Consider the following 14,580-nt stretch of genomic DNA (forward strand, 5'->3'; position numbering starts at 1 on the left):
TTCGACAGGCCCAGGTCCCTAAAGGAGAGGACAATGGTTGCGGTAAGAAGTGCACATCTCAATAAAGCTGGGGAATTTGACCCACAAAAATGGATCGCAAGTCTGGGAATTTCCAGCCAGCAGTCGTGTGAACGCTTAACCGAAACCTGGGCCTATTGTCTGCGCACCACGCAGGGGCATCCGGATGCCGATCTTCTCCTGTGGCGCGGCGTGGAGATGGTGGAAATCTTATCCATGCTGAACATGGATATTGAAACGCTGCAGGCCGCGCTTCTCTTCCCCCTCGCGGATGCGGACGTGGTCAGCGAAGACGTACTGCGCGACAGCGTCGGGAAATCCGTCGTCGCGCTGATCCACGGCGTACGCGATATGGCGGCTATCCGCCAGCTTAAAGCCGCGCACACCGATTCCGTCTCCTCAGAGCAGGTCGATAACGTTCGCCGGATGCTGCTGGCCATGGTGGATGATTTCCGCTGCGTGGTCATCAAGCTGGCCGAGCGTATTGCCCACCTGCGAGAGGTGAAGGATGCGCCGGAAGACGAGCGCGTGCTGGCTGCCAAAGAGTGTACAAACATCTATGCGCCGCTGGCGAACCGCTTAGGGATTGGTCAGCTGAAATGGGAGCTGGAAGATTACTGCTTCCGCTATCTGCACCCGGCGGAATATAAACGTATTGCCAAACTCCTGCACGAGCGCCGTATCGACCGCGAGCACTATATCGAGGAATTTGTCGGCGGGCTGCGCCAGGCGATGAAAGAAGAGAACGTGCGCGCCGAAGTCTACGGCCGGCCTAAGCATATCTACAGCATCTGGCGCAAAATGCAGAAGAAACACCTCGCCTTTGACGAGCTGTTTGACGTGCGCGCCGTGCGTATCGTGGCGGAGCGTCTGCAGGACTGCTACGCCGCGCTGGGGATAGTACACACTCACTTCCGTCATCTTCCCGATGAGTTCGATGACTATGTCGCTAACCCCAAACCGAACGGCTATCAGTCTATCCATACCGTTGTGCTTGGCCCTGGCGGCAAAACGGTCGAGATTCAGATCCGCACCAAACAGATGCACGAAGACGCCGAGCTGGGCGTGGCCGCGCACTGGAAATACAAAGAAGGCACGTCCGGCGGAGCGCGTTCTGGCCACGAAGACCGCATTGCCTGGCTACGCAAGCTGATTGCGTGGCAGGAAGAGATGGCCGACTCCGGCGAGATGCTCGACGAAGTACGTAGCCAGGTCTTTGACGATCGCGTGTACGTCTTTACCCCAAAAGGGGACGTTGTCGACCTGCCGGCGGGCTCTACGCCGCTCGATTTTGCCTACCACATCCACAGCGATGTGGGACACCGCTGCATCGGGGCGAAAATCGGCGGACGTATCGTACCGTTCACCTATCAACTGCAGATGGGTGACCAGATTGAGATCATTACCCAGAAGCAGCCCAACCCGAGCCGTGACTGGCTAAACCCGAACCTGGGCTACGTCACCACCAGCCGCGGGCGATCGAAAATTCACGCCTGGTTCCGTAAACAGGATCGTGACAAGAACATTCTTGCCGGTCGCCAGATCCTTGACGACGAGCTGGAGCATATCGGGATAAGCCTGAAAGAGGCGGAGAAATTCCTGCTGCCGCGCTACAACTTTAACGAGCTTGACGAGCTGTTAGCGGCCATTGGCGGCGGTGATATCCGTCTGAATCAGATGGTGAACTTCCTGCAGGCGCAGTTCAATAAGCCAAGCGCGGCAGAGCAGGACGCGGCGGCGCTGAAGCAGCTGCAGCAGAAAACCTACGCCCCGCAGCAGCGCAGCAAAGACAACGGCCGCGTGGTGGTTGAAGGCGTAGGTAACCTGATGCACCACATTGCCCGCTGCTGCCAGCCTATTCCGGGCGACGATATCGTCGGCTTTATCACCCAGGGACGCGGGATTTCGATTCACCGTTCCGACTGTGACCAGCTTGCCGAGCTGCAGTCGCATGCGCCGGAGCGCATCGTGGAAGCGGTTTGGGGTGAGAGCTATTCCGCTGGTTACTCGCTGGTGGTGCGCGTTACCGCCAACGACCGCAGCGGCCTGCTGCGCGACATCACGACCATTCTCGCCAACGAGAAGGTCAACGTGCTGGGCGTCGCCAGCCGCAGCGATACCCGCGAGCAGCTTGCCACCATCGATATGACCATCGAAATCTACAACCTGCAGGTGCTGGGCCGCGTGCTCGGCAAACTGAACCAGGTGCCGGATGTGATAGACGCGCGTCGTCTGCACGGCGGTTAAACACACTCTTCTGTAGGCCGGGTAAGGCTTTGCCGCCGCCCGGCTTGTTTTTTTAATGGAAAACACTATGACTCAAATCGACCGCCTGCTTGGCATCATGAAACGCCTGCGCGACCCGGAAAACGGCTGCCCGTGGGACAAAGAGCAGACTTTCGCCACCATCGCGCCTTATACCCTCGAAGAGACCTATGAGGTGCTGGACGCTATTTCCCGCGAAGATTTTGACGACCTGCGCGGCGAGCTGGGCGATCTGCTGTTCCAGGTGGTGTTCTATGCGCAAATGGCGCAGGAAGAGGGGCGCTTTAACTTTGACGATATCTGCGCTGCCATCAGCGACAAGCTTGAGCGCCGTCATCCCCATATCTTCGGCGATGCCACCGCAGGGAACAGCGCTGAGGTGCTGGCCCGCTGGGAGCAGATCAAAAGCGCCGAGCGAGCGGAAAGATCCCAGCACTCGGCGCTGGATGATATTCCACTGAGCCTGCCCGCGCTGATGCGCGCGCATAAAATCCAGAAGCGCTGCTCCGCCGTCGGTTTTGACTGGACCTCCCTCGGCCCTGTGCTGGATAAAGTGCACGAAGAGATTGACGAAGTCATGCACGAAGCGCAGCAGGCGGTAGTGGATGAAGCAAAGCTTGAGGAAGAGATGGGCGACCTGCTGTTTGCGACCGTCAACCTTTCTCGCCACCTGGGTGTAAAAGCGGAAACCGCCCTGCAAAAAGCCAACCTAAAATTCGAACGACGCTTTCGCGAAGTTGAGCGGATTGTCGCCTCGCGAGGCCTGGAAATGAGCGGAATTGACCTCGAAACGATGGAAGAAGTCTGGCAGGAAGTAAAGCGCCAGGAATCTGATCTCTAACGAGATTTTGCGATCAAGCGCAATTTGTGTGATTTTTTAAATGACAAGCGCTTGATTTGCGTCAAAAACATTTACCCAAAAGGGGCTATTTTCTCACTCCTTATGTTTGTCATGGCCTGGAATGGGGACGGAGAATGAAAGTTTGTGGCGCTCGCCGTGTTCGGGTATACTACTTTCCCGTCCTGGTTATTCCATCGTTTCACCCTAACTTCTCAGGTTCAGCATGACAACGAACTATATTTTTGTGACCGGCGGGGTCGTATCCTCTCTGGGTAAAGGCATTGCCGCAGCCTCCCTCGCAGCCATTCTTGAAGCCCGTGGCCTCAATGTGACCATGATGAAACTGGATCCGTACATCAACGTCGATCCGGGCACCATGAGCCCAATCCAACACGGGGAAGTGTTCGTTACTGAAGACGGCGCTGAAACCGATCTGGATCTTGGCCACTACGAGCGTTTCATCCGCACCAAAATGACCCGTCGTAACAACTTCACGACTGGCCGCATCTACTCCGACGTTCTGCGTAAAGAGCGCCGTGGTGACTACCTGGGTGCAACCGTTCAGGTTATCCCGCACATCACTAACGCAATCAAAGAACGCATTGTTGCGGGTGGCGAAGGCCACGACGTGGTGCTGGTTGAAATCGGCGGTACCGTGGGTGATATCGAATCCCTGCCATTCCTGGAAGCGATTCGTCAGCTGGCGGTAGATATTGGCCGGGAGCACGCGCTGTTCATGCACCTGACTCTGGTGCCGTACATGGCCGCCGCAGGTGAAGTGAAAACCAAGCCGACTCAGCACTCTGTGAAAGAGCTGCTCTCTATTGGTATTCAGCCAGATATCCTGGTTTGCCGCTCCGATCGCGCGGTTCCGGCGAACGAACGTGCGAAAATTGCATTGTTCTGTAACGTGCCTGAAAAAGCCGTTATTTCAATGAAAGATGTCGATTCCATTTATAAAATCCCGGGCCTGTTGAAATCTCAGGGCCTGGACGATTATATTTGTAAACGATTCAGCTTGAACTGTCCGGAAGCGAACCTGTCTGAATGGGAACAGGTTATTTATGAAGAAGCCAACCCGGCAGGCGAAGTGACTATCGGTATGGTCGGCAAGTACATTGAACTGCCGGATGCCTATAAGTCAGTGATCGAAGCGCTGAAACACGGTGGTCTGAAGAACCGTGTTTCCGTGAACATCAAGCTGATTGATTCGCAGGATGTTGAAACGCGTGGCGTTGAAATCCTGAAAGATCTGGATGCTATCCTTATCCCTGGCGGCTTCGGCTACCGTGGTGTTGAAGGCAAGATCGCCACCGCGCGCTATGCGCGTGAAAACAATATTCCATACCTCGGCATCTGTCTGGGTATGCAGGTTGCGCTGATCGAATTTGCGCGCAACGTAGCGGGAATGGAAAACGCGAACTCTACGGAATTTGTGCCAGACTGTAAGTACCCTGTTGTGGCGCTTATCACTGAATGGCGTGACGAAGAAGGTAACGTCGAAGTCCGTACCGAGAAGAGCGATCTGGGTGGCACCATGCGTCTTGGCGCACAGGCCTGCCAGCTGTCTGACGATAGCGTGGTTCGCAAGCTGTACGGCGAGCCGGTCATCACCGAGCGCCATCGTCACCGCTATGAAGTCAACAACATGTTGTTGAAACCTATTGAAGCCGCGGGCCTGCGTGTTGCGGGCCGCTCCGGGGATGATCAGTTAGTCGAGATCATTGAAGTGCCAAACCATCCGTGGTTTGTCGCCTGCCAGTTCCACCCGGAATTTACTTCAACGCCACGTGACGGGCATCCGCTGTTTGCAGGCTTCGTGAAGGCCGCCAGCGACTACCAGAAGCGTCAGGCGAAGTAAAAAAAGTTAGAACGGCAACGCGTACCTTTGGTACGCGTTGTTTGTCTGGAGTTTTAGTTTAACTTGTACTGAGGAAAATCTAATGTCCAAAATCGTTAAAGTCATCGGTCGTGAAATCATCGACTCCCGTGGTAACCCGACCGTTGAAGCCGAAGTTCACCTGGAAGGTGGTTTCGTTGGTATGGCTGCTGCTCCATCAGGTGCTTCTACTGGTTCTCGCGAAGCGCTGGAACTGCGCGATGGCGACAAATCCCGCTTCCTGGGCAAAGGCGTACTGAAAGCGGTTGGCGCTGTAAACGGTCCTATTGCTCAGGCAATCCTTGGCAAAGACGCCAAAGACCAGGCTGGCATCGACAAGATCATGATCGATCTGGACGGTACTGAAAACAAATCTAACTTCGGTGCGAACGCAATCCTGGCAGTTTCTCTGGCAAACGCCAAAGCGGCTGCTGCTGCGAAAGGTATGCCACTGTTCGAGCACATCGCTGAACTGAACGGCACCCCAGGCAAATACTCCATGCCTGTACCAATGATGAACATCATCAACGGTGGTGAGCACGCAGACAACAACGTTGATATTCAGGAATTCATGATTCAGCCAGTTGGCGCGAAATCCCTGAAAGAAGCCGTACGTATGGGTTCTGAAGTGTTCCACAACCTGGCTAAAGTTCTGAAAGCTAAAGGTATGAACACTGCTGTTGGTGACGAAGGTGGCTATGCGCCAAACCTGGGTTCTAACGCAGAAGCGCTGGCCGTTATCGCAGAAGCAGTAAAAGCTGCTGGCTACGAGCTGGGCAAAGACATCACCCTGGCGATGGACTGTGCAGCATCTGAATTCTACAAAGACGGTAAATACGTTCTGGCTGGCGAAGGCAACAAAGCGTTCACCTCCGAAGAGTTCACTCACTTCCTGGAAGACCTGACCAAACAGTACCCAATCGTATCTATCGAAGACGGTCTGGACGAGTCTGACTGGGCTGGCTTCGCATACCAGACTAAAGTACTGGGCGACAAAATCCAGCTGGTTGGTGACGACCTGTTCGTAACCAACACCAAGATCCTGAAAGAAGGCATCGAGAAAGGCATCGTTAACTCCATCCTGATCAAATTCAACCAGATCGGTTCTCTGACCGAAACTCTGGCTGCGATCAAAATGGCGAAAGACGCTGGCTACACCGCTGTTATCTCTCACCGTTCTGGCGAAACTGAAGACGCTACCATTGCCGACCTGGCTGTGGGTACCGCTGCAGGCCAGATCAAAACCGGTTCTATGAGCCGTTCTGACCGTGTTGCTAAATACAACCAGCTGATTCGTATCGAAGAAGCGCTGGGCGAAAAAGCACCATACAACGGTCTGAAAGAGATCAAAGGCCAGGCATAATTGCTTAAGCCTTAAAATGAAAATGCCAGTCGAATGACTGGCATTTTTTTGGGCTATTTAAAATCGACCGCCATTTGCTCCGGAATGGTCAGCCCCTGAGTGGTTTGCACGCAGCGGGCGATGTAATCCGTAAACCGGGGTGGCTTCGGCATCCCCATGCTCAGCAGCTTATCGTTGCTGAAGCGCACGTTAAGCGTGGCAAACGCACCGTATAAACGCATGGCTTTCAGCATCAGACGTTCGTTGCACGGCCCAAAAATATGTTTCAGCTCGCGGCGCATTCTGACCAGCGTTTCGTAGCTGACCTGCGCATATTTATCCCCGACGGGGGCTTTCTCCAGCGCCTGCGCCATTGCCTGATCGATATCCGCAAAGCGAACGCTGTTCTCTTCTCCCGCAGAAATGTGTACCACTTCTCCCGGACGAGCGTTGCTGTTGAGCAGCATTAACATCGCGTCGGCGCAATAATCCACCGGAACAACGTCGATCCTGTCTTCCATTGAGCACATAAACTTCTGCAGCATCAGGCCCATGCTAAAGACCCAGAAAATGCTGCTCGACGGCGTGCAGCCGTGACGGGTATGGCCGACGACGATGGACGGACGGGCGATGAGCAGCGGCAGGTCAGGGCACTCCTCGCGCATCAGCTGTTCTATGGTTGACTTCGAAAACGTGTATTCCACCAGGTGTTCAGCATTCTCTCTGAATTCCGCACTTTCGGCGACCAGGGAATCCTGCTCCGGCGTGCATGACATTGCTGTGCCGACGTGGAGGAAACGCTGCAGTCCTGTAACCTGCTCCATACGGCGCGCCAGCGCGAGCGTACCTTCAACGTTGACCTTCCAGATCAGCGGGTTATTACCAAATGAGGCCACGGCCGCACAGTTAACCACGTGCGTGACCCGATCCAGACGGGGATCGTTGAGAAAGGCTTCAGGCTGGCTGAGGTCGCCAATCAGGATATTATCCACCTTCAGGGAGGCCAGTTTGTCCTCGGGAACGTTGAACTTGCGCATGTTCTCCAGCACGCGCTCCAGCCCGCTCTGCGGATCGCTGGCGCGCGCAAGCAAAAGGAGTTTTGCTGGTTGATCGCTGGTCAGGATTTTTTCAAGAACTGCACCGCCCAGAAATCCGGTCACGCCTGTAATCAATAACATCTTCATTAATACCGTCTCATTATGATTGATGAGGCGGATTGTAGGCGTGCAAAAGTAAACGGCATTTAAATAATAAAACGCCGAAATCGATGGCGTCTTAAGCTTATTTTAAGGAAAGGGAATCAGGTGGAGATATTGGACACTATCGCAAGGGTAAAAATTCACTCTATTAAAAGTTAAATTTTAAATTATTGAATTCAAATGTTTTTATGAGGTCTGTGTCGAATGGTTAACGCAATTCAAAATGTAATAAATATAATAATTTGTTACACTAAACATTTATCGAATAAATTTTTTAAATACCACTTAACTCAAATCAGACAACATAAGTCGCAGGCCGATTTATTTAGCCTGCGAATGATTTTCAGAGCAAAAGGGGAAGCGTGGCGCTGGCTGTTTGTTGACTAACGTCGCCGTAATGACCATCCAGCGCAATCATGGACGTGGTCAACAGCTCGACCAGAAGCATGACTCCAACCTTAGCATTGAGCGCGCCTGCACTTAGAGGGCCTTCTGGTTTGGCTGCAACCAGCTGCATGTCGCTCAGGGACGCCAGCGGGCTGCGGGGCGTATTGCTTAGCGCCAGAACCTTAACGCCGCGCTTGCGGGCAAGCTTCACCACGTGGAGTAAATCCCGCGTTGAACCCGAACTGGAGATGGCCACAACCAGCGTATCTTTCGAAAGCGTTGTCGCATTCATGGCCGCGCGATGCATATCGCTAAACAGCTGTGCGGGTTTGCCCAGCCGCAGCAGCTTGTAATGCAGATACTCTCCGAGGATCGCGCTGGCCGCGACGCCATAAATCTGCACGGATTGCGCCTGGTGCAGCGCCAGCGCCGCATTTTCAAGCAGCGTGCGGTCGAGGAGTCTGGCGGTATCCTGCAAGGCCTGCACCGACTCATCCACGACGTTATCAATCTCATCCCCCGCCTGACGCGCGGGCTGGCCCTGCTGAATATCCAGCGCAAGCGCCATTTTAAATTCGTTATAGCCCTTGCAGCCCAGCGTCCGGCAAAGGCGCGTTACGCTGGCTTCGCTGGTGTGGCTCTCGCGCGCCAGTTCAGTGATCGTCAGGTAGAGCACCCGGCCAGGATCGCTGAGGACAAACTCGCCGAGTTTTTGTTGCGTTGGGCTGTACCCGGAAGCCTCCTGGCGGAGCTTCAGCAGCAGATTTTCATGGTCCGACATGCCACGTCCTTAATGTGTTTCGCTGCGACTAGTGTGGCGGAAAGGAGGGGAAAGATGCCAGTCATTTTGAAAAAGTATGATCGGCTTCCTGGTTTTTGATGATAATTTTCACTGTTATATATTTATGTGGTAAAAATTTTCATCATTTAACGGGGAGATGAAAACATGATGCAAATGTTCAGTGGTGCTTCTTCGGGGGGATGGTTTGAAAAAGCGCAGCGCTTTGGTAAATCCTTTATGTTGCCTATCGCCGTGCTGCCCGCGGCGGGTCTGCTGCTGGGGATAGGCGGCGCGCTATCGAATCCCAATACGCTGGCGGCTTATCCGTTTTTAGATGTGGGCTGGCTGCAGGCCATTTTCACCATCATGAGCAGCGCAGGATCAATCGTGTTTGCGAACCTCTCGGTGCTGTTTGCGGTTGGGGTCGCCGTCGGGCTGGCAAAAAGCGATAAGGGCACGGCTGGGCTGGCGGCGCTGCTCGCGTTTCTGGTGATGAATGCCACCATCAACGCGCTGCTGATCCTCACCGGTAAACTGGCGCATGAGAATCCGGGCGCTGTAGGGCAGGGCATGACGCTGGGGATCCAGACGCTGGAAACCGGCGTGTTTGGCGGCGTGGTGATTGGGCTGGTGACCTGCACGCTCCATCATCGGTTTAATAAAATTGCGCTTCCGCAGTTCCTGGGCTTTTTAGGCGGCTCGCGCTTTGTTCCCATCATCAGCTCGCTGGCGGCGATACTCGTCGGCGCGCTCATGACCGTGGTCTGGCCGCATTTCCAGAAGCTGATTTTTGGTCTCGGCGGGCTGGTTGATGCCACCGGCTATCTGGGCACACTGCTGTACGGTTTTATTTTACGCATGCTGGGCCCGTTTGGTTTGCACCACATCTTCTATCTGCCGTTCTGGACTACCGCGCTCGGCGGCAGTGAGATTGTTAACGGTCACCTCGTTGAGGGCACACAGCGGATCTTCTTCGCCCAGCTGGCCGACCCGAACACGCAGCATTTCTATGAGGGCACGTCGCGCTTCATGTCCGGGCGCTTTATTACGATGATGTTTGGCCTGCTCGGCGCGTGTCTGGCGATGTACCACACGGCAAAACCGGAGAACAAAAAGCGCGTTGCCGGACTGCTGCTCTCTGCGGCGCTAACCTCGTTCCTGACGGGGATTACCGAGCCTATCGAGTTTTCCTTCCTGTTTATTGCGCCGGTGCTTTACGTCATTCATGCGCTGTTTGACGGGCTGGCGTTCATGCTCGCACACATGCTGCATATCACCATCGGGCAAACCTTCTCCGGCGGTTTTATTGACTTCGTGCTGTTCGGCATTTTGCAGGGGGAGGCCAAAACCAACTGGATGTTCGTTCCGCTGGTGGGCGTGCCGTGGTTCTTCCTTTACTACTTCACCTTCCGCTACCTGATTAACCGCTTTGATTTTGCCACGCCGGGTCGGGAAAAGGAGGCGATGGCCAATGAAGTGACCTTATCCCGGAGCGAGCGCGCCGTTGCGGTGATCGCGGGGTTAGGCGGAAAAGAGAATCTGGAAGAGGTGGACTGCTGCGCCACGCGGCTTCGCGTCACGGTGAAGGACGGCAGCAAAGTGAATGACGCGGCGCTGAAAGCCACCGGCGCGCGCGGCGTTATCGTGCGCGGTAACGGTGTTCAGGTCATTTATGGCCCGCACGTCACGATTATCAAAAACGAAGTGGAAGAGATCTTATCGTAATGAAAACTGTACTGGATAACCTGAAGGGAAAACTGGTCGTCTCCTGTCAGGCGCTGGAAAATGAACCGCTGCACAGCCCGTTTATTATGTCGCGGATGGCGCTGGCGGCGGCACAGGGCGGGGCCGCAGCCATTCGTGCCAACAGCGTGGTGGATATCGAGGCCATTAAGCAGCAGGTGTCTTTGCCTGTTATCGGCATCATCAAACGGGATTACCCGGAAAGCGAGGTGTTTATCACCGCCACGATGAAAGAGGTGGATGAGCTCATGACCGTTTCTCCGGAAATCATTGCGCTTGATGCGACGGCGCGTGAGCGTCCCGGTGGAGAATCCCTGGAAACGCTGGTCACGCGCATCCGCTCACGCTATCCCTCGGTACTGCTGATGGCCGATATTTCCACCTTGGGCGAAGCCGTGACGGCGCAGGCGCTTGGCTTTGACTGCGTCGGCACCACGCTTTACGGCTATACGGCGGAAACGGCGGGCCATTCGCTTCCGGAAAATGACTGCGCGTTCCTGAAGGCCGTGCTGGCCGCCGTGACGGTTCCCGTGATTGCCGAAGGCAACGTGGATACGCCTGAACGCGCGGCCAGATGCCTGGCGCTGGGCGCGCATACGGTCGTCGTCGGCGGCGCGATCACCCGTCCACAGCAAATTACCGAGCGTTTTATGGCGGCGATTGGCGCGCAAAGCACCGATGGAGCATGACCATCCGGCGGGGATCTGCGATACTTATCGTTTATCCCCTTTACTGAGATGACTATGCAGTACCCGATTAACGAGATGTTCCAGACCCTGCAAGGCGAGGGTTACTTTACCGGCGTTCCCGCTATTTTCATTCGTTTACAGGGATGCCCGGTTGGCTGTGCCTGGTGTGATACCAAACATACGTGGGATAAGCTCGCAGATCGGGAAGTGTCGCTGTTTAGCATTCTGGCGAAAACCAAAGAGAGCGATAAGTGGGGCGCGGGCAGTTCAGAAGATCTGCTGGCCATTATTGGTCGTCAGGGCTGGACGGCGCGCCACGTGGTGATCACCGGCGGTGAACCCTGCATCCACGATCTGACGCCGCTGACCGAGCTGCTCGAAAAGAACGGCTACAGCTGCCAGATTGAGACCAGCGGCACCCATGAAGTGCGCTGTTCACACACGACCTGGGTGACGGTATCGCCAAAAGTGAATATGCGCGGCGGGTATGACGTGCTGTCTCAGGCGCTGGAACGCGCGGATGAGATTAAGCACCCGGTAGGGCGCGTGCGTGACATCGAAGCGCTGGATGAACTGCTGGCCACGCTGACGGATGAAAAGCAGCGGGTGATTGCCCTGCAGCCTATCAGCCAGAAAGAGGATGCAACGCGCCTGTGCATTGAAACTTGTATTGCGCGCAACTGGCGCCTGTCGATGCAGACGCACAAATATCTGAATATCGCCTGATCTTTGCGCGGCCCCGCCTATCGCGGGGCCCGTTCTGAAGGAAGCAATGCCCAGGTGACTCCCGCCGAAGCGAGACAAATTGCGCTGTTGAAGAGTAGCGCATACTGTGCGGCGCTGGCCATTCCCAGCGGCAGCAGCAGCGCATACAGCGACGCGGTAACGGCGATCCCCATTGCTCCGCCCAGTGAACTGCCCATCTTGTAAACCCCTGAGGCCACGCCAACTTTGTTTTCAGGCGCATTCATTACCGCAGTATCCGTTGACGGCGTGGCGTAACACCCCAGCCCCAGGCCAAATAAAATGTTGCTGAGAAAAACGGTGACAATATAGATCTCTTTGCTTAAGAAAGTGCAGGAGATCAGCGTGATACCCGTTGCGGTCAGCAGCGGCCCGGTCATCATCGGCAGGCGCGCCCCGTAACGCTGGAGCAGCTTTTCCCCGACCCGAATCATCGCCAACACGGTGACCAGATATCCCAGCGTCATGATGCCGGTTTGTAGCGGCGAAAGATGGTGTCCTTGCTGCAGCCAGATACTGGCGATCATCATGGTGCCAATGCAGCCGTTGAGCAAAAAATTTGAGAATACCGACGCGCTGTAGGCCCGGTTTTTAAACAGGGCAAAATCAATCAGCGCCACATCACCTTTACGTCGCCCGGTAAGCACAAAGAAGACCGCTGCCAGCGCGGCGCTACCCAGCACAAGTAGCGATAAAACGCTGCTCCAGCCCCAGCTGTGCCCTTTACTGATAAATAGGTTCAGCAGCACCAGCATGCAGACAAAGCTCACCAGGCCGCTGATATCCAGCTTATGGCGGCTCGCGGCGTCGCTTCGGCTTTCCGGCGTACCGCGGATCAGCAGCAGCGCCGCCACCGCGACCAGCATGGAAAAAACAAAAATCCAGCGCCAGCCGAGCGTGGTGGCAATAGTCCCGCCGACAAACGCGCTCAGGCCGCTGCCGCCCCATGAACCAATGACCCAAAAGCTGATGGCCCGCTGCCGCGCGTTTCCTTCATACCACGTTTTAATCAGCGCCAGCGTGGCGGGCATGATGCAGGCCGCTGACAGCCCCTGTATCGCTCTTCCCAGCAGAAACAGAACCGGCTCCCACGAGATGAAAAGCAGGGCGCTTCCGACGATGCTCAGCATCAGGCCGATATAGGTCATGCGCATACGCCCAAACTTGTCGGCAAATCCCCCGCAGGCAACGACAAAACAGCCGCTGAACAAGGCGCTGAGGCTGACCGCCAGCGTGAGGGTTTCGAGGGAGATAGTCAGGCTATTTTTCATTGCCGGGACAACGTTAATCACCGACTGCGCAAATAACCAGAACGTCAGAACGCTCATCACAATACCGGCCAGCAGCCGATCGTTACCGGCGTAGGTCGGTGTGCCTGTCAGGGGAACGGTACTCATCGTGCAAGCCTCCGGGGTGGGCGGGAATTAACGCAGATAATGTTCGGTCAACGCGCTCCAGAGTGCCGCGCCGGTGAGGAGAAGCTTGTCGTTAAAGTCATAGCCTGGGTTATGCACCATGCAGCGTTCAGGCTCATCTCCCGCACCGAGGGTGAAGTAGCAGCCGTTGGGATTTTTCTCGAGCATGAACGCAAAATCTTCGCTTCCCATAAAGGCATTCACCGACGAGACGGCATCCTGACCGAACAGGTCGGTCGCTACCGTACGCACTATTTCATTGGCCTGCGGGTTATTCCTTAGCACCGGACTCCCGTTCACGTGACGGATCGTGGCCGTGGCGTTGAAGCTCTCAGCCTGCGCCACGGCGATATCATGGATCCGCTGCAGCACGGTTTGACGCACCGTTTCATCCAGCGTGCGAACGGTAAGCTTCATTAACACCTTGTCGTTGATGATATTCGGAGCATGACCCGCCTGGATGCTGCCCACGGTCACGACGACCGGCTGGAACGGGGTAATATTCCTCGACACAATCGACTGCAGGGCGAGGGTGATGTGGCAGGCAACCAGCGTGGCATCGACGGTGTGTTCCGGAACGGCGCCGTGTCCTCCCACCCCGTTGACTTCAATATGAACGGTGTCCGAAGAAGCCATCATGGCGCCATCGCGAAGGCCGATTTTCCCGAGCGGCTGGGAGGGCATATTGTGCAGGCCGAAAATATGGTCGCAGGGGAACTGCTCAAACAGGCCATCCTCCAGCATGACGCGTCCGCCATACAGCAGCTCTTCCGCAGGTTGAAAAATGAGATGTAACGTACCGCTAAAGTTGCGGGTACGAGCCAAATATTCTGCGGCATAGAGCAGCGTGGTGGTGTGGCCATCGTGCCCGCAGCCGTGGAATTTTCCCTCGACGGTGCTACTCCACGCCTTGCCGCTGTTTTCCTGCATTGGCAGCGCATCCATGTCGGCGCGCAGGCCCATGCTTTTGCTGCTGTTGCCCACCTTCAGGGTGCCAACCACCCCGGTTTTTGCCATTCCCCGGTGAACCTCATAGCCCCATTGTTGAAGGAGTGACGCGACGCGGTCGCTGGTTTTGTGCTCCTCGAAGCCAATTTCGGGGTGTCGGTGGAATTCGCGACGAAGTTCAGTGAACCGATCTTCGGTGTCCCGCAGAGCGTCAACAATTGGATGTGTCATTTTTGTTATCCTTTTCCTGCCAAACGGTGTTAGTTTCGAGTTTATGTCGATCGCATTGCCGGAAAATGCCCTTTTTTGTTGTAAAGCGACGCCTTTTT

Annotated in this window: 11 protein-coding genes; 7 read left to right on the forward strand and 4 right to left on the reverse strand. The window is 55.4% G+C overall.

Annotated elements, in window-relative coordinates:
* Positions 1-33 precede the first annotated feature (33 nt).
* The 4 genes from relA (at position 34) to eno (ending at position 6,366) form a co-directional block, all read left to right on the forward strand.
* Entirely contained in the window at positions 34-2,265 is a 2,232-nt protein-coding gene (relA, locus tag ADJ24_RS15205) for a GTP diphosphokinase (RefSeq protein ID WP_023309015.1), read from the forward strand.
* Between the two features lie 67 nt (positions 2,266-2,332).
* Positions 2,333-3,124, forward strand: coding sequence for a nucleoside triphosphate pyrophosphohydrolase (mazG, locus tag ADJ24_RS15210; protein ID WP_023309014.1), 792 nt, complete (start codon positions 2,333-2,335; stop codon positions 3,122-3,124).
* 223 nt (positions 3,125-3,347) lie between these two features.
* Positions 3,348-4,985 (forward strand): glutamine hydrolyzing CTP synthase, encoded by a 1,638-nt coding sequence (pyrG, locus tag ADJ24_RS15215; protein WP_023309013.1) that lies wholly within the window; start codon positions 3,348-3,350, stop codon positions 4,983-4,985.
* Positions 4,986-5,067: 82 nt separating this feature from the next.
* Positions 5,068-6,366 (forward strand): phosphopyruvate hydratase, encoded by a 1,299-nt coding sequence (gene eno, locus ADJ24_RS15220; protein ID WP_023309012.1) that lies wholly within the window; start codon positions 5,068-5,070, stop codon positions 6,364-6,366.
* Between the two features lie 53 nt (positions 6,367-6,419).
* Here the strand turns inward: eno and ADJ24_RS15225 are convergent, their stop codons facing one another.
* Positions 6,420-7,529, reverse strand: a complete 1,110-nt coding sequence (locus tag ADJ24_RS15225) for an SDR family oxidoreductase (RefSeq protein ID WP_023309011.1) — start codon at positions 7,527-7,529, stop codon at positions 6,420-6,422.
* A 358-nt stretch (positions 7,530-7,887) separates the two neighbouring features.
* Positions 7,888-8,712 (reverse strand): MurR/RpiR family transcriptional regulator, encoded by an 825-nt coding sequence (locus tag ADJ24_RS15230; RefSeq protein ID WP_048702872.1) that lies wholly within the window; start codon positions 8,710-8,712, stop codon positions 7,888-7,890.
* Between the two features lie 165 nt (positions 8,713-8,877).
* On the opposite strand from ADJ24_RS15230, the gene ADJ24_RS15235 reads away from it, so the two are divergent.
* The 3 genes from ADJ24_RS15235 to queE are packed head-to-tail and all read left to right on the forward strand — an operon-like array spanning position 8,878 to position 11,870.
* Entirely contained in the window at positions 8,878-10,437 is a 1,560-nt protein-coding gene (locus ADJ24_RS15235) for a PTS transporter subunit EIIC (protein ID WP_023309008.1), read from the forward strand.
* Positions 10,437-11,144 (forward strand): N-acetylmannosamine-6-phosphate 2-epimerase, encoded by a 708-nt coding sequence (locus tag ADJ24_RS15240; RefSeq protein WP_023309007.1) that lies wholly within the window; start codon positions 10,437-10,439, stop codon positions 11,142-11,144. The genes ADJ24_RS15235 and ADJ24_RS15240 overlap by 1 nt, the downstream gene beginning before the upstream one ends.
* 54 nt (positions 11,145-11,198) lie before the next feature.
* Positions 11,199-11,870 carry a 7-carboxy-7-deazaguanine synthase QueE gene (gene queE / locus ADJ24_RS15245; RefSeq protein WP_023309006.1) on the forward strand — a complete coding sequence of 224 codons (672 nt, stop codon included), beginning with the start codon at positions 11,199-11,201 and terminating at the stop codon, positions 11,868-11,870.
* Between the two features lie 17 nt (positions 11,871-11,887).
* Here queE and ADJ24_RS15250 read toward each other — a convergent pair whose 3' ends face one another.
* Both ADJ24_RS15250 and ADJ24_RS15255 read right to left on the reverse strand, forming a co-directional pair.
* Complete coding sequence (locus tag ADJ24_RS15250) at positions 11,888-13,285, reverse strand: MFS transporter (RefSeq protein WP_023309005.1); 1,398 nt, start codon at positions 13,283-13,285, stop codon at positions 11,888-11,890.
* Positions 13,286-13,312: 27 nt separating this feature from the next.
* On the reverse strand, positions 13,313-14,482 hold the full coding sequence (locus ADJ24_RS15255) for a M20 aminoacylase family protein (RefSeq protein ID WP_023309004.1): 1,170 nt from the start codon (positions 14,480-14,482) through the stop codon (positions 13,313-13,315).
* Positions 14,483-14,580: the final 98 nt, after the last annotated feature.

The sequence above is a fragment of the Enterobacter sp. 940_PEND genome, assembly GCF_001059415.1.
In the GTDB taxonomy this organism is placed as follows: Bacteria; Pseudomonadota; Gammaproteobacteria; order Enterobacterales; family Enterobacteriaceae; genus Enterobacter; species Enterobacter cloacae_M.

Excerpts from the sequence above, each read along its gene's own strand:
- queE (WP_023309006.1), top strand. The coding sequence starts at position 11,199 with ATGCAGTACCCGATTAACGAGATGTTCCAGACCCTGCAAGGCGAGGGT.
- pyrG (WP_023309013.1), top strand. The coding sequence starts at position 3,348 with ATGACAACGAACTATATTTTTGTGACCGGCGGGGTCGTATCCTCTCTG.
- relA (WP_023309015.1), top strand. The coding sequence starts at position 34 with ATGGTTGCGGTAAGAAGTGCACATCTCAATAAAGCTGGGGAATTTGAC.
- ADJ24_RS15255 (WP_023309004.1), bottom strand. The coding sequence starts at position 14,482 with ATGACACATCCAATTGTTGACGCTCTGCGGGACACCGAAGATCGGTTC.
- ADJ24_RS15235 (WP_023309008.1), top strand. The coding sequence starts at position 8,878 with ATGATGCAAATGTTCAGTGGTGCTTCTTCGGGGGGATGGTTTGAAAAA.
- eno (WP_023309012.1), top strand. The coding sequence starts at position 5,068 with ATGTCCAAAATCGTTAAAGTCATCGGTCGTGAAATCATCGACTCCCGT.
- ADJ24_RS15240 (WP_023309007.1), top strand. The coding sequence starts at position 10,437 with ATGAAAACTGTACTGGATAACCTGAAGGGAAAACTGGTCGTCTCCTGT.
- ADJ24_RS15230 (WP_048702872.1), bottom strand. The coding sequence starts at position 8,712 with ATGTCGGACCATGAAAATCTGCTGCTGAAGCTCCGCCAGGAGGCTTCC.
- ADJ24_RS15250 (WP_023309005.1), bottom strand. The coding sequence starts at position 13,285 with ATGAGTACCGTTCCCCTGACAGGCACACCGACCTACGCCGGTAACGAT.
- mazG (WP_023309014.1), top strand. The coding sequence starts at position 2,333 with ATGACTCAAATCGACCGCCTGCTTGGCATCATGAAACGCCTGCGCGAC.
- ADJ24_RS15225 (WP_023309011.1), bottom strand. The coding sequence starts at position 7,529 with ATGAAGATGTTATTGATTACAGGCGTGACCGGATTTCTGGGCGGTGCA.